Source organism: Ornithinibacillus proteolyticus (genome assembly GCF_039581225.1).
Classification (GTDB): Bacteria; Bacillota; Bacilli; order Bacillales; family Amphibacillaceae; genus Ornithinibacillus; species Ornithinibacillus massiliensis.
On record NZ_JBCPXV010000045.1, the window covers coordinates 1 to 23,694 of the forward strand.

Sequence of the window (23,694 nt, forward strand, 5' to 3'; positions counted from 1 at the left end):
TTTGCCTTCAAGCCCTCCGCACATTCCCTCACGAGCATGCACTGCCTGTCAGCTATACACTTCCGCCACTACGGCGTGTTTGGGACTTTCACCCTTAAGTTCGGAGCGCTGCCAAGCGCACAAAAGGGCCTGGGAATTCTCCCAAGCCCTTGCTCTATTATTAATATGCTTTTGCCCAATACACCATTTCTTTTGCTTCTTTACCACAGCATACACATGTATCTGCAACTTTTTCTGCATCAAACGGAATACAGCGGGATGTCGCAGTTGTTTCTTCTTTAATTTTTTCTTCGCAAGCAACGTCTCCACACCACATTGCTTTGATAAATCCACCTTTTTCATCAAGCGTTTGTTTGAATTCATCCATTGTAGTTGCGACCGTAGTCTTTTCATTACGATGTGCTAGTGCTTTATCGTAAAGATTTTGTTGGATTTCTTCAAGCAATGCTGGTAAACGGCTTTCTAATTCATATAGAGCCACAAATTCTTTTTCGCCTGTATCACGACGAACTAAAACTACTTGCTCTTTTTCTATATCTTTTGGACCCATTTCAATACGAACTGGGATTCCTTTCATTTCATACTCATTAAACTTCCAACCAGGCATTTTATCACTTGCATCAATATCTACTCGTACAATTGATTGCAGTTGATCTCGTAAATCGTATGCTTTATCTAATACGCCTTCTTTATGCTGAGCAATAGGAACGATCATTGCTTGAGTTGGTGCGATTCTTGGCGGAACGACTAAACCACGATTATCGCCGTGAACCATAATTAACGCACCCATAATACGTGTTGAAAGACCCCAAGAGGTTTGATGAACAAATTGGCTCTTTCCATTTTCATCTAAATAGGTAATATTGAATGCTTCAGCAAAGCCTGAACCGAAGTGGTGAGAAGTTCCAGATTGTAGGGCTTTCCCATCATGCATAAGTGCTTCAATGGTTAATGTATATTTTGCACCGGCGAATTTTTCCTTATCGGTTTTACGTCCACGTAGGACTGGAATTGCGAGGTACTTTTCTACTAAATCAGCATATACCTCTAACATGCGATCTGTTTCTTGTGAAGCATCTTCATCTGTCGCATGTGCTGTATGACCTTCTTGCCAATGGAATTCAGATGAACGTAAGAATGGGCGTGTTGTCTTTTCCCAACGAACGACATTTCCCCATTGGTTGTACAACTTCGGTAGATCACGATAGGAGTGAATGTTTTTAGCGTAGTAGTCACAGAAAAGTACTTCTGAAGTTGGACGTACTGCGATTTTTTCTACTAATTCTTCATCTCCACCATGGGTTACCCATGCAACCTCTGGAGCAAAACCTTCAACATGGTCTTTCTCTTTTTGAAGTAGGCTTTCTGGAATGAATAGTGGGAAGGCAACATTTGAGTGACCTGTTGCTTTAATCATACGGTCTAATTCGTCTTTGATGTTCTCCCAAATTGCATAGCCATATGGCTTGATGATCATCGTTCCCCTAACTTGACCATAGTCTACTAGCTCAGCTTGTTTTACAACATCTGTATACCACTGTGCAAAGTCGTCTTCCATAGCGGTAATTTTCTCTACAAACGCTTTGTTTTTCTTACCCATAATAACACCTCGTTTTATTTATAGTATTTCTTATAAAAGATAGCTTCTTAGCCTAATCAACGGACAGATGGTGATCCAGGCTCTTTTACTTATCACTTTCCGAAGAAAAATCTAGGATGAAACGCTACAAAGACATAGGGGGGCGCACCAATGTTAGTCTACGTAAATCAACTACATGAAAAAAATTATATAAACACAAAAAAACCTCTATCCGTATAAGGGACCGAGGCTTGGTGGTACCACCCTTGTTTACTTCATACTTACGATAAGTAGAAAGCACACTTAGCTTGATAACGGTCAAGGACCGCGCACTTCTTCTTGGGTAATTCCCTTCTGAAGGCGAACTCCAAGGCAGGTTCCAATTTACGTCTATGGGAATTCTCACCAACCATTCCCTCTCTGAATAGACAGTCTAAATTGTACTAATCCTTATCAACGTTTCTAGATATTTTGATATTAAGTTTAATATAAGTTGCCATTTGTAGAAAGTCAAGTTTTTCTCAACCTAATTGTTATATACTATTTTCGGTACTTTATTTTTGTATACATAAATCGAAAAAAAATTACCATCATAATATCGGGAAAATATATTGCAATGCAAGAATGATTTTCCTTAAATGAAAAAGCTGCCTTTGATTACAGGCAGCTCTTCCATTGAATCCAATCATTATTACTTATCATCAATCTCCATATTATCCCCTTCTTCCAAAGGAGGATCTTCTACAGGACCTTCTGGGGCATTCCCGAAAAAGTCTGTATTAGGTGGGGCTGAAGCATTATTGCTAACACGTATCTCCACTGTATACGTCATCGGTACGAATTCATTAAATTTACTCATACCTACCACAGTCCCCTTTACTTCCGGGGCATAGACATACTTAACAATATATTTAATATCAGCGCCTTTTGATTGATATTCGTCAAAAAACAACCTTGGCAAATCACCTTCTGATTGTCCACGAAAATCACCTAAATACGGTTTTCCTAATGAATAAGTAACCGTAACATTTTTATTATCTTTATCCGTTAATTTTGTATCAGCTTTCACAGACTGTGAAATTAGTCTTCCATAAGAAACCTCTTCGTTAAAGACTTGTTTCACTGTTACCTCTAGATCCGGGTAATTGGTAGCAGCTTCGTCCGCAGTCACTTCTCCAAAATTAGGTACTACTGTAGCTTTTCCTGCAGATACAACTACTTTCATTTTATCTCTTTTAGCAATTTTTCCCTCTGGGTCTTCGCTTTGGCTAATAATTATTCCTGCTTCAACACTATCAGAGTCTGCTTCTTCATATGTCATATCAATTTCATTGGCTTCTGCCCATTTTTCCACTTCTTCTTTAGTAGCTCCCGTAAAGTTCGGTATGGTGATATTCTTTTCGAAGACTTCTTTCCCCTTAGAATAGTAGACGGCAGCACTGTCTTTACGCATATATTCTGATGGATCAATTTCACTATCCTTAATGGTTAGCTTAATAAATTCGCCTTCTTCCAAATCATCACTATACTCTGTGACCATCTGCAGATTTTCCGCTTTGTTTTCATCAATCCAATTCCTGGCTTCCTCTTGACTCATTACTGAAAAGTCAGGAAGCGGAATAACCTCTTCTGGATCCGGACCTAAACTACTAGTTAATTGGAGCGTCTTCCCTTTTCTTATTTTGTCACCGGCAGATACACTCTGTGAAATAATCTTATTTGCATCATGTTCCATACTATATTCTTGTGTTAATTCAATTTCTACATCATTTTCTTTCGCCCAAGTGCGAGCATCTGAAACAGGCTTGTCCACAAAATCTTCCACCTTCACATGGACGAGCATATAATATATGAAGAAAATTACGATACAAGCTAAGACAGATCCTGAAATAATTAGCCACATCCGAAGTCTTTTTTTCCTAGCATAGTCTAGATCAATCTCAACATCTTCTTCCGCATCCTGTCGTCTAATGCTTCTAGAAGATATAGGGCCCGAATTAAGCGGGGCACCATGATCAGGCTCCGTTTCTTCCGATTCCACAGCAGAGGCTTGTTCTTCCTGCTTCTGCTGTGGTTCTGATTCTAGTTCTGGTTCTGTCAGAGTCTCCTCTTCCTTTTCTTTATCTTCGGTTATTTTTTTATCTTCTTTTTCATTCACCAAATCATCATATTTATCTTTGTTAAATTTTGATAAGAAGTCACTCATAGGAAGATAGTACACCCTTCCTCAAATGAAAAGCCTGATCAGACTGCTTAGCAATTTCATTGGAGTGTGTAACCACAATGACACATTTCCCATGTTCATGTGCCAATTTTATAAAGATATCAATAATCTCCTGCTCCATCTCTTCATCAAGGTTTCCTGTAGGCTCATCAGCAAGAATTAATTCCACGTTTGTGGCCAGCGCACGAGCAATAGCTACACGCTGCTGTTCTCCCCCAGAAAGTTTATTAACGCGACGATCTGCTTTGCTTTTTACAATACCGATGTAATCTAGTAAATTATAAGCCACTGTCTTTGCGTCTTCTGGAACTTCATTTTCCGTAATCGACATTGGAATTAGAACATTCTCCACCGCTGTAAAAGTCGGGATTAAATTGTAGCTTTGAAAAATAATCCCGATGTTATTACGGCGATACTTTTCGTAGCCAATTTTTTTAATGTCCTCTTCGTTAAATAAAACGGACCCACTATGCGGAGAATCCAAGGCACTGAGTAATGATAGTAAGGTGGTTTTACCTGAACCAGACTGCCCTAAAATCGTATAAAACTTACCCTTTTCGAAAGAGACAGATGTATCTTTTAAGATATAACGACGCATGTCTCCATCTTGATAATAATAATTTAAGTCCTTCGCTTCTAATATCATAATCTCACCCCTCTATTACATCAGTATTTTCTTCGGATTAAGTCTAACAATATATATTAGCGGGATAACCGTTGAAAATAAAATCGTTAACAGGCCAATTCCATAGAATGCTAGAATGTAGCTGGAATTAAGGGTAACCTCATAAGAGGCTAACACATCATCTGTTGTCAAATCCGTTTCAAACACGCCACCATAATATATATAATCATTATAATGATCATCAGTATCTGCTTTCACCATCGCATCGGATACTTGTGCAGCTAAGAAGTTTCCGCTGAATAAGGATATCGTAATACCAATGACCGCAACAACCATTACTTCAATTAGAATTTGCCCAACTACACGGCCCCGTCGTTCTCCTAACGATAAGTAAATACCTAACTCGCGTTTTCGGTCTCTTAAGAATAGTAGGACTACTAAACCTGTGATAAGCACCGTTGCAACTACTGCAGCTATTAGAACATATTTGGATAGATTGGACATGGACTTCACTGGCCCTGCAATGCTGTCATAGTGATCCGTAGCACTGACTATAGTATAAAATTCTGGCAGTAAAGGAAGGGCCTCTTCCTCAAATGCCTCCTTATCTTCAGGACTGTTTAAAACAAATAGTGGTGTATAATATTCGAAGACTTCCTCTTCTCCTTGCATCATTTCTGCATACTCTTCATCCGTTTTCAAATACTCTTCCCAATTGTAGACCATTTCACTACGGACAATCTCATTTGGAACATACACGGTATTTTGATAGTCGATATCCATCCAGTCGAACATACCATCTGAATCTACCTCTACATCTTCTTTAACAGATTGAGATTCAAATAATCCAATTATTTCTAATACGACATCACGAGAAGTAACTAACTCCTCCATACCTGTCTCATCATCATATGTATAGACCGAATTAGATAACGTAAAGGTATCTCCAACATGAAGATTATTTTTTTCTGCTAATTTTGTTGAAATAATGGCAACAGCTGTACCTTTATCCACTTCATCTTGGGTAAAGACACGACCATCAACTAACTTGCCCTTCTGCTCTTCAAAATCAAGGACAGGGGCATAGTTAATTCCTTTCAGCGTAAAATCCATGCTAGGTCCATGGTGAACGATATTCTCTTCCATATCTCCCCGATAACTTTCTATACTTTCAGATCCTAGCATGGTTGACATATTAAAATCATAATATTTTACATAGGATAGCTCACCAATTTGTTTAATCAAATCAGCGCCTATGTTTTCCATCTCTACATTCATCATTTCTTCTTCGCTTAACTTGTCATATTCTTCCCAATCATATTCAATTGTAGCAGAAGCTCCAAGCCTATCTTTAATGTTATTCTCAACATTACCAGTAGCTTGTTGAATAGAAATTGCACCAGATATTAGGTTTCCTAAAATAAAAATAACGGCTAATAAAATTAATGATTTACCTTTTTTTCTCGTAATACCTAAAAATCCACGTTTAATAAAATTCATTACAAACCCCCTCACAAAAAAATTTACTTTTGATTTTTATAGATTCTATTACTCTATTAATATTATTTAGAATGGTTACCTTCTATCCAAGCGCATCCCTGGATAAAACCTCTCACCTCATTTTTTAATGATGTAGTATTTTTGTAACATAATTGTATTATATTGGTAACAAGACAAAAAAACAACAAAAATTTTGTAAAATTCCCGTAATTCACCCAACTAAATAGAGCCAAGAAAAAATGGGCTATCTCAGATAATCTCCTCTAAGATAGCCCATTGTCTATTTAACTATTTCCCTTTCTTAATGCCGCTACAATATTATCCTTCTTCATTTTAGAAGTTGACTAAATCAATGCAGCTTATCCACTAAAAAATAATCGTAAAAACAAATATAATAATCATCACCATCTGGATAATTACTTTTGCAACTGTTCCGCCTAAGAAGCCAAGCAAGGAGCCAATGGAAGCCATAAATGCCTCTTTCAACGTTCTTTTTTGCATCATTTCAATCACAAGAACTGCGATAAATGGAATGATAATAATTCCAAATGGAGGTATAATAAATGATCCTACAATTACAGCTATCGCAGCAGCACGTTCCCCCCATTTACTGCCTCCAAACTTCTTGACAAAGTAACTATTGGCAACAATATCTGCTACAAATAATAGAACGGTTAATATTGCTACTGCAATCCAGAAAAGCCATCCTAATTCATCACTATTGATTCCGAACTGATACAATAAAAACCCAATCCAAATTAATAATACAGAAGGAATAATCGGATAAATGACACCAATAAAGCTAACGATGAATAATACCACTATTAAAATCCAAAGAATCACATCTAACATGGACTATCCCCCTATCCTTATTTTTCTTTCATTCTAAGCATGCTGGAAAAATTATTTCTTTATTCGTATGAATACGTTTATAGTTTCCCTAAAGGTTCCAAACACTTACTATAGAAGTAGTACGATACCATCAAAGCAATAAGTCCTAAACAGTGAGCAAATCACTTAAATTCATTCTAATATAAGTCAATGAAATTGGATAGCTAGTTTATACCACGTTGAAGGAGATTGAAAATGAGAACGTTGGGGCGAGTTACGATTACATTCGGAATCATTATATTTGCATTAGGTTTAGTTGGGTATTTTCTTTATCACAATTTAGGCTTTAATCGTTATGAATTTCACGGAAAAAATGCTCCCATCCCAACAGAGCTCCATCCTATAGTCGAGGAAAAGGCAAAATTATTAGTAGAACAAGCCAAACAACAAGGCATAACCATTATCATTACCGAATCCATTCGCTCATTTGACAGGCAAAATGAACTTTATGCCCAAGGGCGTACGAAAGAAGGAAATATCGTAACATACGCTCAGGCTGGTGAATCCTATCATAACTACGGACTCGCAATTGATTTTGCGATAATGGATTCAGATGGTAATTTAACATGGGATATGCAGTATGATGGGAATAATAATACGATTCCCGATTGGGACGAAGTGGTAGCCATTGCCAAGGAGCTAGGCTTCGAATGGGGTGGAGATTGGACCAGATTTAAAGACTATCCTCACCTACAAATGACATTCGGACTATCCATTCAACAGCTAAAGCTTGGATTTAGGCCAAAGAATGAGATGCCTACGGAGTAATGTTATCCCTAAAAATCCATATTATTTAGACATTACATCCATATTCTAGTACAATGAAAATATCTCGAATTAGAGACAAATTCACTTGGAGGTTATGAGTATGTATTTAAAAGGTATTCATCATGTATCCGCAATTACTGCTAACGCACGTAAGAACTATGATTTCTATACGAAAGTACTTGGGATGCGCCTGGTGAAAAAGTCCGTTAACCAAGACAACCCATCGGTATATCATTTATTCTATGCAGATGAAATAGGTAGACCAGGAACAGACCTAACCTTTTTTGAAATTCCCAATGCTGGTAGGACACATCCTGGAAGCAACAGTATTACAGGGACCTCTTTACGTGTGCCTAATAATAAAGCATTAGCCTATTGGATCGATAGATTTAATCAATATCAGGTAGAACATGATGGAATAACTGAAGAAAATGGACGTCAAGTTATCCATTTCCGTGACCATGAACAGCAACGTTTAACCCTCGTTTCTGATGAGAATAACCAAGGAGTTGCTGGTGGGAAACCTTGGAAACACAGTCATGCGTCTGTAGAAAATGGAATAATTGGGCTAGGACCCGTTAAACTAACCGTTCCTAATGCAGAACCAACTATTGCTGTCTTAACGGAAGTACTTTCCTTTAAACAGGTAGGAAGCTATCCCTCACCTATTAAAGATCAAGAAGACATCCTTGTATTTGTGACTGGTGAAGGTGGAACGGGGGCTGAAGTCCATTTAGAAGTTAGAAAAGACTTACCTCGAGAAAGACCTGGTCGTGGCAGTGTTCATCATGTTGCGTTTCGTGTAGAAAATGATGAAGAACTAGAAAAATGGAAACAAATCTTGATCGAAAATCGCTTACCAAATTCGGGGATTGTGGATCGATATTATTTTAAAGCATTATATTTTAGAGAACCTAATCGCATCTTATTCGAACTATCTACTGATGGACCTGGCTTTGCTACCGATGAAGATGTAGACCATCTCGGTGAACAACTGGCCCTTCCACCATTCTTCGAGGATAGACGAGACGAAATTGAATCAAAATTAAAACCACTTGATACTACTAACTAAACGTAATGTTAACTTGTAAAGTACACCCACAAGATAGCACGTAACCTGCTTCGGAAAGACCGGTATTAGTGAATGTTCTATATACAAGAACACTCCCAGCAAGGCATATCGATGACTCTATGAGGTCTTTCCGAACAGGGGCAAGCTAATCATAGTACAATCTTCCCTTCCAAGCTGGCAATAAACACGATCTAAGATATCAAGTAACCTCTAAAACCTGTTTCAGCCAAAAAATCTAATCTACTAGAACCAATAGAAAAGGAGCATAAAACCGAACCTGATTTTACACTCCACTCTATTAGCTATGATCACGAGAAGATGAATTTCCTTGATTACGCTCCGCTTCTTCTTCTACATTCGATGGAAGCGGGTCCACTTTATGTTTATAACTATACCCCTTATCCAAAGTTAGAATCGATAGATATAAAACAATTCCCGTTATAAGAATACATATAACCGCCACAACCCAAATCACTTTCTTACGCCTCCTTTACGTCCAAACTCTGTTGCATCTATTCTAACATAGTTTCGGATAGAGTAAGTTACATATTATGGACTGTTTTGTCGAAACTTAAGGATTCTTTAGGATTATTCAACATGAACTAGTATCTTTAAGAATCAAAGAGCTCTTCCGCTTTAACATATTTTTAATCAGATTAAATTTAAATTATCAGAACATATCCAATTTGAGCCTAATTCTTAATATCGATAACATGTTAATTGTAGCTATTTACCGAGAAGAATCTTAGTTCTTTGTTCATTTTTTTACATAGAATCCATTACACAATACATCCGACTATTCGTTGGAGTATTCAATTTATAGGAGGTTTTATTATTTTATGAAGAAAGTATGGTTAATTTCAGTCCTGTTCATCACGATAGCGCTCTTAGTAGCATGTGGTTCAAATGGAGGAGATAAACTAGCCAAGCTTCAAGACGAAGGTAAAGTCACCATCGGATTTGCCAATGAAAAGCCCTATGCTTATGAGGAAGATGGTGAATTAAAAGGGGCGGCAGTTGATATTGCTAAAGCAGTATTTGCTGAACTTGGTGTAGAAGAAATGGAATCCGAACTACTAGAGTTTGGGCAGTTAATCTCCGGAATTAACGCTGGACAGTTTGACGTTATAACTGCTGGCATGGCTATCCAACCAGACCGTTGTGAAAATGTTGCGTTTGGAGAGCCGGAGATGATGTATGGGGAAGGATTAATTGTCCAACAAGGGAACCCTCTTAATCTAGAAAGCTATGACGATATTGCCAATAACCCAGATACTATTATCGCGGTCATGCAAGGAGCAACAGAAAATGAATTCCTATTAGATTCTGGTGTTGATCCAAGTCAGATTCTTTCCGTACCTGATATTCCAGCATCTATTGCCGCTGTCCAATCAGGGCGTGCAGATGCTACTACTGGAACAGAAATGACGATTAAAGATGCATTAGCTTCTGCAAACACAGATGAAATAGAATTCGTAGAAACATTTGAACAACCAGACGTTGAAGGTGTTCCTAGTTATGGGGCAGCAGCATTTAATCAAGAAGATACAGCATTAGTTGAGGCTTATAATGAAGTACTTGCTGATTTAAAAGCTGATGGTACAGTTGCTGAGCTACTTGAGAAAAATGGCTTCAGCGAGCAGATGAACATGGTTCCAGGGGACATTACAACTGAAAAAATATGCAACGGTGAAATCTAGAAATTTATCAACAGGGCTCCATAGGGTTTCCCCACTCAGGGGTCAATCCTATGGAGTTTTTATATGGAGGAGTGATTAAAATTAATGCCATTATAGAAGTATTTCCAGTATTAATAAGGGGTATCCATATTACCATTACAGTATTTATCTTATCTGTAATTTTTGCTTATCTATTTGCCTTTATTGCCGGCTTTTGCCGATTATCCAATAATAGAATGATTCGAGGAGTTACTAGTTTCTATGTAGAAATTTTCCGTGGAACCTCCTTAATTGTACAGTTATTTTGGCTATACTATGCTATTCCAATGCTATTTAATATTGGAATTGATAATAAGCTTACGGCGGGAGTATTAGCAATATCGCTAAACTATGGGGCCTATATGTCTGAAATTGTTCGTGGATCTATTTTAGCAGTGGATAAAGGGCAAACAGAGGCTTCTATCGCCCTTAATCTCTCGCGTGTTCAACGACTAAGAGTCATTATTTTCCCTCAGGCGCTGCGAATGATGTTACCAGAGTTCGGCAATTATTCCATTCAAATGCTCAAAGCTACATCCCTTGTTTCCTTGATTGGGATGACAGATATTCTATATCACGGTAATATTCTGAGAAGCACTGATTTATCTCAAGCACCAACCGTTTACTTCTTGTTATTAGTATTCTATTTTCTTATGGCTCTGCCACTAATCCTCCTTACTCGTAAATGGGAACAGATATCCAAGAGAGGAGTGGCTAGTACATGAATATAAATTGGAAATGGGATATGTTTTTTGAAGCCTTTCCTTTTATCTTACAAGGAATAGGAGTTACAATAGGATTAACATTTGCTTGCTTTTTATTTGCTTTACTATTTGGTTTCGTGTGGGTCTTCCTGAGGAGAATAAAATCAGGACCAGTCAACTGGCTCGTCACATGGACGATGGAATTCATTCGTTCCACCCCACCTTTAATTCAGTTATTCTTTATCTATTATGCATGGCCAATGGTGCCTGGAGTTGGTGTATCACTATCCTCTTTCGAAAGTGCTATAATTGGGTTAGGCATCCATTTTAGTACATATATTGGCGAAGTCTATCGTTCCGGAATAGAGGGTGTTGATAAGGGACAGTGGGAAGCATCTACTGCGCTCAACTTTTCAACGAGACAAAAGTGGACGAAAATCATTCTTCCACAAGCCATCCCACCTACCATTCCAATGATAGGAAACTATCTTATTATTATGTTTAAAGAAGTCCCACTTGCATCAACCATCGGGGTAGTGGGTATCTTAGCCTTAGCACAAACTTACGGAGCTTCTAACTTCCGAATGCTTGAGGCTTATACGATAGTAGCACTGATATTCCTCGTGCTAAGCTATCCTTCTGCAATTTTAATCAATAAACTAGAAAAGAAGATGAACCTGCGCTTTGATAAAAAAGCAGCGATTCAAGAAAACAAAGGAGCGATTATTTAATGGTTGATTCCGTAATAGAGAATGAAAGTCGATTTATCATTCCAGCTGATACAAAGCCAATAGTGGAATATAAGAATGTCCATAAATCCTTTGGAGATGTCGAAGTATTAAAAGGGTTAAACTTAGATATTTATCCAGGGGAAAAAGTCGCGCTAATCGGTCCAAGTGGTTCTGGAAAAACAACGATCATTCGCATGCTAATGACATTAGAACAACCAACATCTGGAGAAATCATATTTGACGGCAAAAATCTATGGCATATGGAGAAGAAGGGGAAGCTTGTTCCAGCAAATGAAAAGCATTTACGAGAAGTCCGTGGGGATATTGGGATGGTATTCCAGCACTTTAACTTGTTCCCTCATATGACGATTTTACAAAACTGTATGACAGCGCCTATTCATGTGAAAAAAGAATCCAAAGAGACGGCAAGGAACCGTTCCATTGAAATGCTCGAGAAGGTTGGGTTAGGTGATAAATTAGACAATTATCCAAGTCAGCTATCTGGTGGACAAAAGCAACGTGTTGCAATGGCTCGTGCCTTAGTAATGCGTCCTAAAATAATGCTGTTTGATGAAGTAACTTCTGCCTTAGACCCAGAATTAGTTGGTGAGGTGTTAGAGGTTATCCGTGATATTGCGAAAGAAGGAGAAATGGCAATGGTGCTTGTTACCCATGAGATGGAATTTGCACTGGATGTCGCAGACCGTGTCATCTTCTTAGATAATGGCGTTATCGCGGAGCAAGGAACACCAAAAGAGGTTCTTGAGGAATCACATAATGAACGCTTGCAGCAGTTCTTACATCGTTTTAGAAGTTAATTGCTAGAAGCATAAAAGCTGTACGTGGAATGACCCACGTACAGCTTTTTTATTCTAAATCCTCACCGATAATTCTTACTTCACGTTCTAAACTAACGCCAAACTTTTCCTTCACGGTAGCCTGAACATGGCGGATTAAACGAATATATTCGTCAGCAGTTGCATTGTCTTTGTTAACAATAAAACCTGCATGCTTTAAAGAAACCTGTGCACCACCTATTTGTGTACCTTGTAGTCCACTATCTTGAATTAGCTTCCCAGCAAAGTAACCAGGAGGACGCTTAAATACACTTCCACAGGATGGATATTCAAGTGGTTGCTTCGACTCGCGTTTGAAGGTTAAGTCATCCATTACCGCCTTTATTTCATCATAATCCCCTATCTCTAAGGCAAAGGTGGCTTCTAGTACAATATAGCCGTTATCAGCAATGTTACTAGTACGGTATGCTAGATCTAACGCTTTAGCAGGCAATGTTAATACCTCACCATACCGATCTACGACAACCGCACTTTCTAAACAGTCCTTTATTTCTCCACCATAAGCACCAGCATTCATATATAATGCCCCACCTACAGATCCTGGGATACCACAGGCAAATTCCAACCCGGTCAAGCGTTGGTTTAGAGCTTCTCGAGACGTATCAATAATACGTGCACCACTTTGGGCAACAACCTTTGTCCCAACGGTTTTAATCTCGTTTAATTTATATAAATTCATGACGATTCCGCGGATACCGCCATCTTTCACAATTAAATTAGAACCATTTCCTAGTAATGTAAATGGTACTTCTTCTTTGTTCGCAAGCTTAACAATCTGTCTTACTTCTTCATATGTTTCTGGTGTAACGAGCCAATCAGCTGCTCCACCAAGGCGTGTATAAGTATGGTTTTTTAAAGGCTCATTAACCAATACATTCTTCTCTGATGTAATGTTAATTAGCTTTTCATATACATGATGATTGATCACTACAAATCATTCCTTTAATCAAAGTCCAATTAGATAAACTCACATTATCAACATATGTGCGTTATTCTTATGCAAGTTGGAAAGATTACCCGAGCTTCCCTATCTGCAAAAAAGTCATCTTTAATCATTGTAAGTTATTTTTCGTTTTCATGCCACTTAATTGCGAATGCACTATTCTTTTATATGCCCTTTCCATTAATTGCATGCCAACTAATCGTAATGAGCCTTAATTAACTTCTTCTGTATTTAAATAAACCAAGTAAAAAATGCGGCAACACCAGCTAGAATAAGCTTTACCGCGATAAGTGGAACGACAAAAAAGATGGTAATTAGCATAGAAGTCCACAGCAATATTACACCAGTAATCTTGACGGATACAGGAATTCCCTTATCCTCTCGGTAGTTTTTAATATATGGGCTTAGGTACTTTTGTGTGATTAACCATTCATATAGCCTATCTGAGCTACGAACAAAGCAAATTGCAGCAAGAAGGAATAAAGGTGTCGTTGGGCTTAGTGGGACTATGATGCCGATAATCGCTAATCCTAGTGATATTCATCCAACAATAAGTAAACCCATTCTTCTTATCATCTGTTAAATACCCACTATATTTATCATTACTGTAACACCATCCTATCATTTAATCCCTCACTTCTTGTGCTACTTGGAAACATTATCTGACATCTTACCCTGTTGCACAATTCTGTAAAAGCTTGGTTCTCCTTTATCAAAGGTCGTTATATAGTTAAACCCTAATGATGACAATAATTCTAAAGAGGCCTTAAACTCATAGCCTAACGTATCGGCTCTATGAGAGTCAGAACCAAGAGTTATGATCTCTCCTCCCAATTCACGATACAGCTGTAAAATATCATTACTCGGCATTCCACTATCCAATCCATATCGAAAGCCAGATGTATTTAACTCTATTCCCTTCCCCTTTGCTATAACTAATTTTAGAATTTCCGTAATTACTTCATGAAAATCGCTGTTACTCCCCTCTTTGTATCGTTTTACTAAATCAAGATGGCCAAGAACAGAGAAATCGTCAAAATGCTGAATACAGTACAATAATTGCTCATAATAGGTCGCATAAGCTTCCTCTACGGTTCTATTTTGAAAAAATTTACCAGAATGCAAATCCGTACGATCTGTTGTGTGCATAGAACAAATTACAAAGTCAAAGTCCTCCTGCCTCACTAACTCCTTATACCGGTCTAAAAGTTGTGGCTCGACCCCGATTTCTATTCCTTTCTTGATAGTAATCCACTTCTGATATTTTTCCTGCATTTTTTTATACTGCGATCATATGACATTAAATCAAACTCAAAGACGAATGATGGATCTGGATAATCATAATCTATATGCTCAGTAAAACAAATTTCCTTTAACCCAATTTCAATCCCTTTCTTAATGGTTTCCTCCATCGGTGTTGTGCAATCCGCTGAATAATCACTATGTACGTGATAATCAAACATTAAAATTCCCCCCATGACTTGACATTTACTTCCTTACCTTATAGAATACAATATAACTTTAGTTTGATAAAGTGATAAAGTGATAAATTAATAAAGTTTTTAAAAGGAGTCTGTTATGGAACCCTATCCAAAACCATTTTTAACCATACAGGAATATGATGTGCAAGAATCCTTCATTCAAGTATTAAAGAATCGCTTTAGGCAGTATGGCTTTAACCAAGTTAAAACTCCAGCCTTTGAAACGTATGATCTCTATTCATCTGTTCAAGGTACGATTGCGCTAGATGACATGATTAAGTTCATTTCACCTGAAGGAAAGGTACTAGTATTGCGGCCTGATGTTACCATTCCGATTACACAATTAGCCGTATCACAAAATGACGAATTCGAAAAAGAAGCGCGCTACTCATACATACTCGATGTCTTTAGAACTTCTTTTCAAGCCAAATATGGTTATGTCAAAACACAAGCAGGTGTAGAGCTACTTGGAAATCCTCACGCCGAAGCAGATATGGAAGTAATTTCACTTGCTATTGATTGTTTACTAGATTTAGAGTTTACCAATTTCAAGATAGAAATGGGTCATGCAGGGGTCGTAAATGAAATACTCCAAATGCTATCTCTTTCCAAGGAACAAGAGGATCAATTTAAGCAGCTCATCATTTCGAAGAACTTTACTGGTCTAGAGGAGTTCTTATCTAGGCTTGACATAGAACCATCTATGAAAGAGTCATTGCTAACAATCCCGCTTCTATACGGCAAACCAGATGTGGTGTTGGATAAGGCTTTATCACTCTCCCTCACGAATAAGATGACGAGTGCACTGCATCGATTAAAAGAGGTGTTTTCTATGCTAGCCGAATATGGTTTTCGTGATTATATTGTCGTCGATTTAGGACTGATTAGCAGCATGAGCTATTACTCCGATATCACCTTCCAGGGATATATTGAAAATATTGGCAAGCCCGTCTTATTTGGTGGAAGATATGACAATCTAGCTGAACAATTTGCCAGCCCAATACCGGCTATCGGATTTGCTTATGATGTTGACACCCTTCTCTCTGCACGCCCCAATCCGCTTCCAGTAAGAGAGCAAGTAGTCATTCGATTTGATGAGCAGAACGTAGCGGTGGCCATACAATTAGCGAAGCGGTTAAGAGAGTTACACTATCAAACCATTCTATCAAATAGAAATGAAGGAGCTAGTGGCACGTACGTCATTACCATTACTAAATCTAATAAAACGGTCATGTACGAAGGAGAAACCGAGCCATTTAACAGCGAGGAACAACTTCTACAACGATTACAATCCCTAAAGGAGGAGAATACATGCAACCGATAACGCTAGCTTTAGCAAAAGGTAGGACGATAAAAGGTACGATTCGATTACTCCATAAAGCTGGCTATAATTTTACAGACTTACAAGAGAATAGTAGAAAGCTCGTCTTCTTTGATTCGAAACAGGAAGTACAACTGATTTTCGTAAAGGCTGTGGATGTGCCAACTTATGTGGAAAAAGGAGCGGCTGATCTCGGAATTGTTGGAAAGGATAATATTTTGGAATCCGCCAAAGATGTCTATGAAATGCTAGATTTAAAGGAAGGGAAATGTAAGTTCGTCATTGCTGGTAAGGAATCCGCTGTCTTAAACAAAAATCGACTAGTAGTAGCATCCAAATATCCATATATTGCAAATAGTCATTTTCAAAAAAAGGGCATCCAAGTGGAGACCATTAAATTAAATGGCTCTGTTGAGCTAGCCCCGCTAATTGGTATGGCAGATGTCATTGTCGATATTGTAGAAACAGGTAGAACATTAAAAGAGAATGGACTCATCGTTTTAGAAGAGCTTGATCAAATAAGCACTAGATTGATTACGAACAAGGCAAGCTTTGCAACGAAAACGGCTAGAATAGAGACGTTCATTCGCAGTCTACAACGGGCTTTGGAGGGATAAGATGAAGATTATATCTGCAAACCAATTTATGCAAAACCGTCACAACCAAGACCTCGCCCAACAAGGGGGAGCGCTAGACGATACGGTTAAATCTATTATAGAAAAAGTTAGAAAAGATGGCGACAGCGCCGTAAAAGAATTTACCGAACAATTTGATGATGCAGTAATTGACGCGTTAACCGTTTCAGATTCAGAAATGGAGAAGGCAAAGACTATGGTAGGAGAGCCGTTCATAGAATCGTTACAGCTCGCTGCTAAAAATATTGAGGCCTTCCATCGAAACCAACAGGAAACATCATGGTTTACGGACGACCCAAATGGCATCACATTAGGACAAAAGGTTACACCGATTGAGAAGGTAGGAATTTATATCCCAGGTGGAAAAGCGAATTACCCTTCTTCTGTCTTAATGAATGCAATCCCTGCCAAAATTGCTGGCGTAAGCTCCATTAGTATAGCAACTCCTCCAAGGCCAGATGGAAGCATTAATCCATATGTCTTAGTAGCTGCCTCTCTTATTGGAGTTAATCGGATATATAAAATGGGTGGTGCACAAGCCATTGCAGCACTTAGTTATGGAACAGAAACTGTCGAAAAGGTCTATAAAATCGTCGGACCAGGTAACGCCTATGTGGCACGTGCTAAAAAATGGGTCTATGGTGATGTGGCTATTGATATGATTGCTGGCCCAAGTGAAATTTGTATCATTGCTGATGATTCTGCAAACCCTTCTTATGTTGCTGCTGACTTACTATCACAGGCAGAGCATGATGAGGAAGCAAGTGCCATTTGCATTACGACTAGCTCCACATTAGCTAATGAGATTGCCGCTGAGGTAACCAAACAATTAAGCGAATTAGAGCGTCGTGAAATCGCGCAGAAATCAATTCAAAATAAAGGGTGCATCCTTCTTGCTGATTCTGAAAAACAAGCGTTTGATTTAGCTAATCAAATAGCCCCTGAGCACTTACAGCTTATGGTATCCAATCCTTCTGCTAAACTCAGCCAAATAAAAAATGCTGGAGCCATATTCTTAGGGCCGTTTTCACCGGAACCACTTGGAGACTATCTCGCTGGCCCTAATCATACCTTGCCAACGAGTGGGACGGCGAAGTTTTCCTCACCACTTGGCGTGTATGACTTTATCAAGCGATCGAGTATTATCAGCTATTCTAGACATGCATTATTAGAAGTAGCAGACACGATTGATTGTCTAGCTAGAACAGAAGGACTAAAAGGACATGCCATGTCTATCCAAATACGAAGGGACAGTGTTTTATGAGAAAAAGCTCATTATCGCGAAAAACAATGGAGACATCTATTCAATTAGAGCTATCTCTTGATGGAAACGGAACAGCCAGCATACGTACAGGAGTCGGATTCTTCGACCATATGCTTACTCTATTTGCCAAGCATGGATTATTCGATTTATCCCTCGTATGTGATGGCGACTTAGAAGTCGATCAGCATCACACCGTGGAGGATATTGGTATTGTGTTAGGAACGGCATTTAACCGTTGTATTGGGGATAAAGAAGGTATTAATCGTTATGCGTCTGTCACAACACCAATGGATGAAGCACTGACTACTGTAACGATAGATATTAGTGGAAGACCTTATTTGGTTTATAACGTAGAAGGATTAAAGGAAAAGGTTGGTAGCTTTGATACAGAGCTTGTAGAAGAATTCTTCCAAGCTTTCGTTAATCAAGCACAGATTAACCTACATATTAATCTACTTTACGGAAGCAATACACACCATATAATAGAATCGATTTTCAAAGCCTTCGGTCGCGCATTAGACACGGCCAGTATCAAAAATCCAAGAATTGTTGGGGTACCCTCTACGAAGGGAATGCTTTAATAAGGAGGGTTCATATGATAGCCATTATGGATTACGGGGCGGGAAATATAAAAAGTCTTCAATTTACACTATCCCAGCTAAACCTAGAAAATACGCTTACACAAGACGAAGCACTTATCAGAAACAGCCAAGCTATTATACTACCAGGTGTCGGATCGTTCCAAGATGCCATGAAGGAATTAAAGAGAGCTGGCCTAGACAAGATTATCCGCGAAGAGGCAAGCACAGGAAAGCCTATTCTTGGTATCTGTTTAGGTATGCAGTTATTCTACCAAACGAGTGATGAAGGTGGACATTCTGACGGACTTGGATTATTAGAAGGACATATCGAAAGAATTCCTTCTTCTGTTAAGGTACCACATATGGGCTGGAATACACTTCAGCTAAGAAAGGGAGATGATATTACGATGAATCTCCCTGACAATGCATACGTATATTTCGTCCATTCCTATTTTGCCAATAAGGTAGATGGTAATGATGTTATTGGTAGCTGCACATACGGAACGGAAATACCTGTACTTGTACAAAAAGCCAACATCATTGGCATGCAATTTCACCCTGAAAAAAGCAGTGAAGTTGGCTTACAACTTTTAAACAATTTTAAGGAGATGTACCTATGATTCTATTTCCAGCAATTGATTTATTAAACGGCAACTGTGTGCGGCTAACACAAGGGGATTATGCGAAAGAGCAAATCTATAGTGGCAATCCGAACGAGATTGCTAACCAATGGATTTCCCAAGGAGCAGAAGCATTACATATCGTCGACTTAAATGGTGCAAAAACAGGTAAATCAACCAACCAAGCAATTATTCAACAGATCACTTCCAATACGAATGTTCCAGTCCAGGTTGGGGGTGGTATCCGAAGTATCGAGCAGATCGAAGACTATTTAGCTATAGGTGTTGGTCGCGTCATACTCGGTACCGCAGCCATACAGAACCTCCCCCTTATTCGTCATGCCGTGAGCACCTTTAAAGACAAAGTCGCTGTTTCCATTGATGCCCGTAATGGCTATGTTGCGACGGAAGGATGGCGAAAAACAAGTAATGTATTAGCCGTAGATTTAGTAAGGCAGCTTGAGGCTATTGGTGTTCAAACGATTATCTATACAGATATTTTAAAGGATGGTATGTTACAAGGTCCCAACTTCAACGAAATTGAAACCATCCAAAAGGCAACGTCTATGCGTGTGATTGCCTCAGGAGGAATTTCGAATGTGGAGGATGTCATAAAACTAAAAGAAATGGATCTCTATGGCACCATTATCGGAAAGGCTTTATATGATAATAGTCTAAATTTAGTAGAGCTACTGGAGGTAACAGCAGATGTTGGCTAAACGAATTATCCCTTGCCTTGATGTCGATAAAGGAAGGGTTGTAAAGGGCAAGAAATTTCAAGATATTAAGGATGTAGCAGATCCAGTTGAGCTGGCAATGCGCTATAACAATGAAGGCGCAGACGAATTAGTCTTTTATGATATTACCGCATCGAACGAAGAACGTAATATTTTTTTAGATATGGTAGAAAGGGTTGCTGCGACGATTAATATCCCATTTATGGTCGGTGGCGGTATTAGAACCATTGATGATATTTATCGAGTTCTTCATTCAGGAGCTGATAAAGTATCCATTAATAGTGCCGCCATCACGAACCCTACACTCATAGAGACAGCTGCTGCTAAATTCGGCACCCAATGTATCGTGCTATCCATTGATGCTAAAGAAACCGAACCTGGGAAATGGCATGTCTATCAAAATGGTGGCAGAACTAATACCGGGATAGACGCACTAGAATGGGCCATTCAGGGAGAGCAATTAGGTGCTGGTGAGCTTGTTATTAATTCCATCGATGTAGATGGGATAAAAAACGGTTATAACCTCCCCCTTACCAAGGCAATAGCTGATCAGGTTAATATACCGATTGTTGCTAGTGGTGGAGCTGGAAGCCCTGTACATTTTCAACAAGTGTTACGTGATAATATCGCAGATGCAGCACTTGCTGCTTCGGTTTTTCACTATGATCTAATTAATATAGCGTCCCTGAAACAATATTTAGCTCAACAAAATATCCAAATAAGGAGTGTTTCTTAATGGATCCATTAAATATAGAGAAATTATTTATAAAAAGCAGCTTAATCCCTGCCATTATCCAGGACCAATCCTCCGGAAATGTCTTAATATTAGCTTATATGAATCAAGAGTCCTTACAAAAAACAATCGACACCAAAGAAACATGGTTTTACTCAAGGAGTAGAGAAGCACTTTGGAATAAAGGAGCAACATCAGGAAATAAACAAATCGTCCATCAGATTACGTATGATTGTGATGCCGATAGTCTCCTCATCACCGTAGATCCTAAAGGACCAGCTTGTCATACTGGAGAGGAGACTTGTTTTCACCATACGTTATATCAAGGAAAAGATCCTTCGTTTCCGATTATCCAAAAAGTAGCTTCCCTGATTAAAAGCCGGAAGCAGGAAGCCATTGCAGATTCGTATACAGCGTATTTATTCCGCGAAGGCATCGATAAAATTCTCAAGAAAGTAGGAGAAGAAACTAGTGAAGTGATAATTGGAGCAAAAAACCAAGATAACGAAGAAACAATTTGGGAGATAGCCGATCTTACCTACCATATATTAGTTCTAATGGAACAAATGGGCATTACAGAATCTGATATTAAAGAAGAACTAATCAAAAGGCATCTTGCTAAAGAGGGGAAATAGAATGAGTAAGTATTGGAGTTCCATGGTGAATCGTACAGACCCTTATGTTCCTGGTGAACAAATAAATGATTCCTCCTTGATTAAGCTAAATACAAATGAAAATCCGTATCCACCTCCTGAATCGGTTATACAGGCCATACAGAATGAAATTGGGGAATCCTTGAAGTTATATCCATCGCCAACTGTTGATGAATTAAGGGAAGCCATTGCTAAAGCATATGATGTAAGAAAAGAAAATATTTTTGTAGGAAATGGCTCGGATGAGGTGCTTGCCTTTTCCTTTATGGCCTTTTTTGAACCAGGAGTAACAATACGTTTCCCAGCTATTACGTATAGCTTTTACACTGTTTATGCTAAGCTGTTTAACATACCTTATGAAGAGGTTACATTAAATCAGGACTTTACATTACATACGAATTCCTTACTCCATTCAGAAGGCGGGGTAATTTTCCCTAACCCGAATGCACCTACAGGCATACTATTACCTATCGAGCAAATAGAGGAAATCCTTTTGCATAACCAGGAAAAAGTCGTTATCATTGATGAAGCATACAGTGATTTTGCAAAGGAGTCAGCTGTACCACTTATACAGAAATATCCTAATTTGCTTGTGATACAAACCACTTCAAAATCTAGGTCACTAGCAGGACTTAGAGTTGGCTATGCAATCGGAAGCCCAGAATTAATTGAGGGCCTAAATAACATAAAAAACTCCTTTAACTCGTATACGATAGATCGACTAGCTATGGCAGGCGCCATAGCTGCTATGAACGCAGACTCTTACTACAAAAAGACAACAGCCAAGGTGATTGAAACGCGAGAATGGCTTAGTGAAGAACTATCTCAACTAGGATTTCACATATTACCTTCACAAGCTAACTTCATCTTTATTTCTCATCCAACTAAGAAAGCGAAATCGTTATATGTTCAGCTAAAGGAGAACGGTATATTAGTTAGGCACTTCTCAAAGGCAACTATAGATAAATTCATTAGAATTACTATAGGCACAAAACAAGATATGATTACATTGCTAGAAAGACTGAAAATCATCTTACAAAAACCTGAAAAATAATCGTGCTTATAAAAAAGTACATGGCTCGATTTGCCATGTACTTTTCCATAATTTTAAATATGCTTCTCAATATTTGCATCATCCATTAATTCTTCTACCTTAGCTTGTAAAGCGTCTGCTTCACGTTGTTCCGTTAGCTGCTGTTCGATAATTGGTTCTGCCTGCTCGAACTCCATGATATTTTCCATATCTTTCTTTAATTGATCATATGTCTCTTTTATATCATCTTCTGTTACTTCAGCAATTTCGATTTCTTCCTCAATAAATTGATTTAGAATTTGTGAAAAACGAATTTGATCTTTTAAAGAATCCTCTGTTAGGTTATACGTTTCTAAATAAGCTTCAAATTGCTCTTCATTTTCTGATTTTAACGTATCTAACTCTTCTTGTACGTTTTCCTCCGAAACTTCAATACCTAATCGTTCTGCTTCTTGCTTAATTAACTCTTGGGCAATAATCTCATTAAGCGTAATTTCCTTAATGTTTTCTTTATCTTCTATATCTTGTCCAAATTGATACGCACGAATTTTTGTTTGTAAATATATCGTATTATAGTGATGACCTGTTACTTCTGTATCATTAATGTTAATCACTACATCGTCATCTGTTACCTTTTCATCTTCTTCCATCGTAATATCCTGAGGCTGTATGGTCTCTTGTGCTTTTTCTTCTTTATCATCTCCACACGCAGCTAATATAGCGATTAAACCTATCATCATGAAGCTTACTATTAATTTTTTCATGTTATACCTCATTTCCTAAGTAGTAGTTCTATTCAAACATAATTTGGACTGCGAATGCAAGAAACTGCACTATCCTTATAAGAAAGAACTGAAATTTCCCTATTACAGAACACATAGCTTAAGAATAAAGCAGAATCAAAACCACCAGTGTGAACTGGTGGTTTGCTCTGCGGCTTGAAGCCTCTTTTACCGGCCTTGGCCTTAAAGGCCCACTGAATGGTTTTCCCTTACGCACCACATCCACGCACTGATTCTAAAGA

26 protein-coding genes and 1 other annotated feature are annotated in these 23,694 nt (G+C 38.4%); of the genes, 15 read left to right on the forward strand and 11 right to left on the reverse strand.

What is annotated here, in order from left to right; genetic code table 11:
- Positions 1 to 160: 160 nt before the first annotated feature.
- From proS to AAIB49_RS16270, 5 genes are all read right to left on the reverse strand, one after another.
- A complete protein-coding gene (proS, locus tag AAIB49_RS16250) occupies positions 161 to 1,600 on the reverse strand; it encodes a proline--tRNA ligase (protein WP_339217170.1) in 1,440 nt (479 codons plus the stop codon).
- A 215-nt stretch (positions 1,601 to 1,815) separates the two neighbouring features.
- Positions 1,816 to 2,045 (reverse strand) — a binding site (T-box leader).
- Between the two features lie 225 nt (positions 2,046 to 2,270).
- Positions 2,271 to 3,785, reverse strand: a complete 1,515-nt coding sequence (locus AAIB49_RS16255) for a PASTA domain-containing protein (protein WP_339217171.1) — start codon at positions 3,783 to 3,785, stop codon at positions 2,271 to 2,273.
- Positions 3,778 to 4,449, reverse strand: a complete 672-nt coding sequence (locus AAIB49_RS16260; protein WP_211742349.1) for an ABC transporter ATP-binding protein — start codon at positions 4,447 to 4,449, stop codon at positions 3,778 to 3,780. The genes AAIB49_RS16255 and AAIB49_RS16260 overlap by 8 nt, the downstream gene beginning before the upstream one ends.
- Positions 4,450 to 4,464: 15 nt before the next feature.
- On the reverse strand, positions 4,465 to 5,928 hold the full coding sequence (locus AAIB49_RS16265; protein ID WP_339217172.1) for an ABC transporter permease: 1,464 nt from the start codon (positions 5,926 to 5,928) through the stop codon (positions 4,465 to 4,467).
- A gap of 366 nt (positions 5,929 to 6,294) precedes the next feature.
- A complete protein-coding gene (locus AAIB49_RS16270) occupies positions 6,295 to 6,780 on the reverse strand; it encodes a DUF456 domain-containing protein (RefSeq protein ID WP_211742347.1) in 486 nt (161 codons plus the stop codon).
- A gap of 234 nt (positions 6,781 to 7,014) precedes the next feature.
- On the opposite strand from AAIB49_RS16270, the gene AAIB49_RS16275 reads away from it, so the two are divergent.
- Positions 7,015 to 7,587, forward strand: a complete 573-nt coding sequence (locus AAIB49_RS16275) for a M15 family metallopeptidase (protein WP_339217173.1) — start codon at positions 7,015 to 7,017, stop codon at positions 7,585 to 7,587.
- Between the two features lie 100 nt (positions 7,588 to 7,687).
- Positions 7,688 to 8,659: a ring-cleaving dioxygenase gene (locus AAIB49_RS16280; RefSeq protein ID WP_343458630.1), complete on the forward strand. Its 972-nt coding sequence runs from the start codon at positions 7,688 to 7,690 to the stop codon at positions 8,657 to 8,659.
- Between the two features lie 298 nt (positions 8,660 to 8,957).
- Here the strand turns inward: AAIB49_RS16280 and ytzI are convergent, their stop codons facing one another.
- Positions 8,958 to 9,134, reverse strand: a complete 177-nt coding sequence (ytzI, locus tag AAIB49_RS16285) for a YtzI protein (RefSeq protein ID WP_186869635.1) — start codon at positions 9,132 to 9,134, stop codon at positions 8,958 to 8,960.
- Between the two features lie 364 nt (positions 9,135 to 9,498).
- Here ytzI and ehuB point away from each other — a divergent pair, with 364 nt between their 5' ends.
- The 4 genes from ehuB to ehuA are packed head-to-tail and all read left to right on the forward strand — an operon-like array spanning position 9,499 to position 12,630.
- On the forward strand, positions 9,499 to 10,359 hold the full coding sequence (gene ehuB / locus AAIB49_RS16290) for an ectoine/hydroxyectoine ABC transporter substrate-binding protein EhuB (protein ID WP_339217175.1): 861 nt from the start codon (positions 9,499 to 9,501) through the stop codon (positions 10,357 to 10,359).
- A gap of 50 nt (positions 10,360 to 10,409) precedes the next feature.
- A complete protein-coding gene (gene ehuC / locus AAIB49_RS16295) occupies positions 10,410 to 11,102 on the forward strand; it encodes an ectoine/hydroxyectoine ABC transporter permease subunit EhuC (protein ID WP_339217176.1) in 693 nt (230 codons plus the stop codon).
- A complete protein-coding gene (gene ehuD, locus AAIB49_RS16300; RefSeq protein ID WP_339217177.1) occupies positions 11,099 to 11,812 on the forward strand; it encodes an ectoine/hydroxyectoine ABC transporter permease subunit EhuD in 714 nt (237 codons plus the stop codon). Before ehuC ends, ehuD begins: the two co-directional genes overlap by 4 nt.
- Positions 11,812 to 12,630, forward strand: a complete 819-nt coding sequence (gene ehuA / locus AAIB49_RS16305; protein ID WP_339217178.1) for an ectoine/hydroxyectoine ABC transporter ATP-binding protein EhuA — start codon at positions 11,812 to 11,814, stop codon at positions 12,628 to 12,630. Before ehuD ends, ehuA begins: the two co-directional genes overlap by 1 nt.
- A 49-nt stretch (positions 12,631 to 12,679) precedes the next feature.
- Here the strand turns inward: ehuA and murB are convergent, their stop codons facing one another.
- The 4 genes from murB to AAIB49_RS16325 all read right to left on the reverse strand — a co-directional run bounded on the left by murB (position 12,680) and on the right by AAIB49_RS16325 (position 15,075).
- Positions 12,680 to 13,594 carry a UDP-N-acetylmuramate dehydrogenase gene (gene murB / locus AAIB49_RS16310; protein ID WP_445254538.1) on the reverse strand — a complete coding sequence of 305 codons (915 nt, stop codon included), beginning with the start codon at positions 13,592 to 13,594 and terminating at the stop codon, positions 12,680 to 12,682.
- A gap of 249 nt (positions 13,595 to 13,843) precedes the next feature.
- Entirely contained in the window at positions 13,844 to 14,152 is a 309-nt protein-coding gene (locus AAIB49_RS16315; protein WP_339217866.1) for a YbaN family protein, read from the reverse strand.
- 105 nt (positions 14,153 to 14,257) lie between these two features.
- Complete coding sequence (locus AAIB49_RS16320) at positions 14,258 to 14,887, reverse strand: histidinol-phosphatase HisJ family protein (RefSeq protein WP_343458631.1); 630 nt, start codon at positions 14,885 to 14,887, stop codon at positions 14,258 to 14,260.
- Complete coding sequence (locus AAIB49_RS16325) at positions 14,842 to 15,075, reverse strand: PHP domain-containing protein (protein ID WP_343458632.1); 234 nt, start codon at positions 15,073 to 15,075, stop codon at positions 14,842 to 14,844. Before AAIB49_RS16325 ends, AAIB49_RS16320 begins: the two co-directional genes overlap by 46 nt.
- 115 nt (positions 15,076 to 15,190) lie before the next feature.
- Between AAIB49_RS16325 and hisZ the strand changes: the two genes are divergently transcribed.
- The 9 genes from hisZ to hisC are packed head-to-tail and all read left to right on the forward strand — an operon-like array spanning position 15,191 to position 22,691.
- A complete protein-coding gene (gene hisZ / locus AAIB49_RS16330) occupies positions 15,191 to 16,417 on the forward strand; it encodes an ATP phosphoribosyltransferase regulatory subunit (protein WP_343458633.1) in 1,227 nt (408 codons plus the stop codon).
- The gene (gene hisG / locus AAIB49_RS16335; RefSeq protein WP_339217182.1) at positions 16,405 to 17,031 is read left to right on the forward strand and encodes an ATP phosphoribosyltransferase; all 627 of its coding nucleotides are present in this window, start codon (positions 16,405 to 16,407) and stop codon (positions 17,029 to 17,031) included. The genes hisZ and hisG overlap by 13 nt, the downstream gene beginning before the upstream one ends.
- Position 17,032: 1 nt before the next feature.
- Positions 17,033 to 18,313 carry a histidinol dehydrogenase gene (hisD, locus tag AAIB49_RS16340; RefSeq protein ID WP_343458634.1) on the forward strand — a complete coding sequence of 427 codons (1,281 nt, stop codon included), beginning with the start codon at positions 17,033 to 17,035 and terminating at the stop codon, positions 18,311 to 18,313.
- Positions 18,310 to 18,894 carry an imidazoleglycerol-phosphate dehydratase HisB gene (hisB, locus tag AAIB49_RS16345; RefSeq protein WP_339217184.1) on the forward strand — a complete coding sequence of 195 codons (585 nt, stop codon included), beginning with the start codon at positions 18,310 to 18,312 and terminating at the stop codon, positions 18,892 to 18,894. Before hisD ends, hisB begins: the two co-directional genes overlap by 4 nt.
- Before the next feature lie 14 nt (positions 18,895 to 18,908).
- Positions 18,909 to 19,514, forward strand: coding sequence for an imidazole glycerol phosphate synthase subunit HisH (hisH, locus tag AAIB49_RS16350; RefSeq protein ID WP_339217185.1), 606 nt, complete (start codon positions 18,909 to 18,911; stop codon positions 19,512 to 19,514).
- The gene (gene hisA / locus AAIB49_RS16355) at positions 19,511 to 20,233 is read left to right on the forward strand and encodes a 1-(5-phosphoribosyl)-5-[(5-phosphoribosylamino)methylideneamino]imidazole-4-carboxamide isomerase (protein WP_339217186.1); all 723 of its coding nucleotides are present in this window, start codon (positions 19,511 to 19,513) and stop codon (positions 20,231 to 20,233) included. Before hisH ends, hisA begins: the two co-directional genes overlap by 4 nt.
- A complete protein-coding gene (gene hisF, locus AAIB49_RS16360; protein ID WP_339217187.1) occupies positions 20,223 to 20,987 on the forward strand; it encodes an imidazole glycerol phosphate synthase subunit HisF in 765 nt (254 codons plus the stop codon). The genes hisA and hisF overlap by 11 nt, the downstream gene beginning before the upstream one ends.
- On the forward strand, positions 20,987 to 21,619 hold the full coding sequence (hisIE, locus tag AAIB49_RS16365; protein ID WP_343458637.1) for a bifunctional phosphoribosyl-AMP cyclohydrolase/phosphoribosyl-ATP diphosphatase HisIE: 633 nt from the start codon (positions 20,987 to 20,989) through the stop codon (positions 21,617 to 21,619). The genes hisF and hisIE overlap by 1 nt, the downstream gene beginning before the upstream one ends.
- A 1-nt stretch (position 21,620) precedes the next feature.
- Complete coding sequence (hisC, locus tag AAIB49_RS16370; RefSeq protein ID WP_339217189.1) at positions 21,621 to 22,691, forward strand: histidinol-phosphate transaminase; 1,071 nt, start codon at positions 21,621 to 21,623, stop codon at positions 22,689 to 22,691.
- Positions 22,692 to 22,744: 53 nt separating this feature from the next.
- Here the strand turns inward: hisC and AAIB49_RS16375 are convergent, their stop codons facing one another.
- Positions 22,745 to 23,434, reverse strand: a complete 690-nt coding sequence (locus tag AAIB49_RS16375) for a SurA N-terminal domain-containing protein (RefSeq protein ID WP_339217190.1) — start codon at positions 23,432 to 23,434, stop codon at positions 22,745 to 22,747.
- Positions 23,435 to 23,694: the final 260 nt, after the last annotated feature.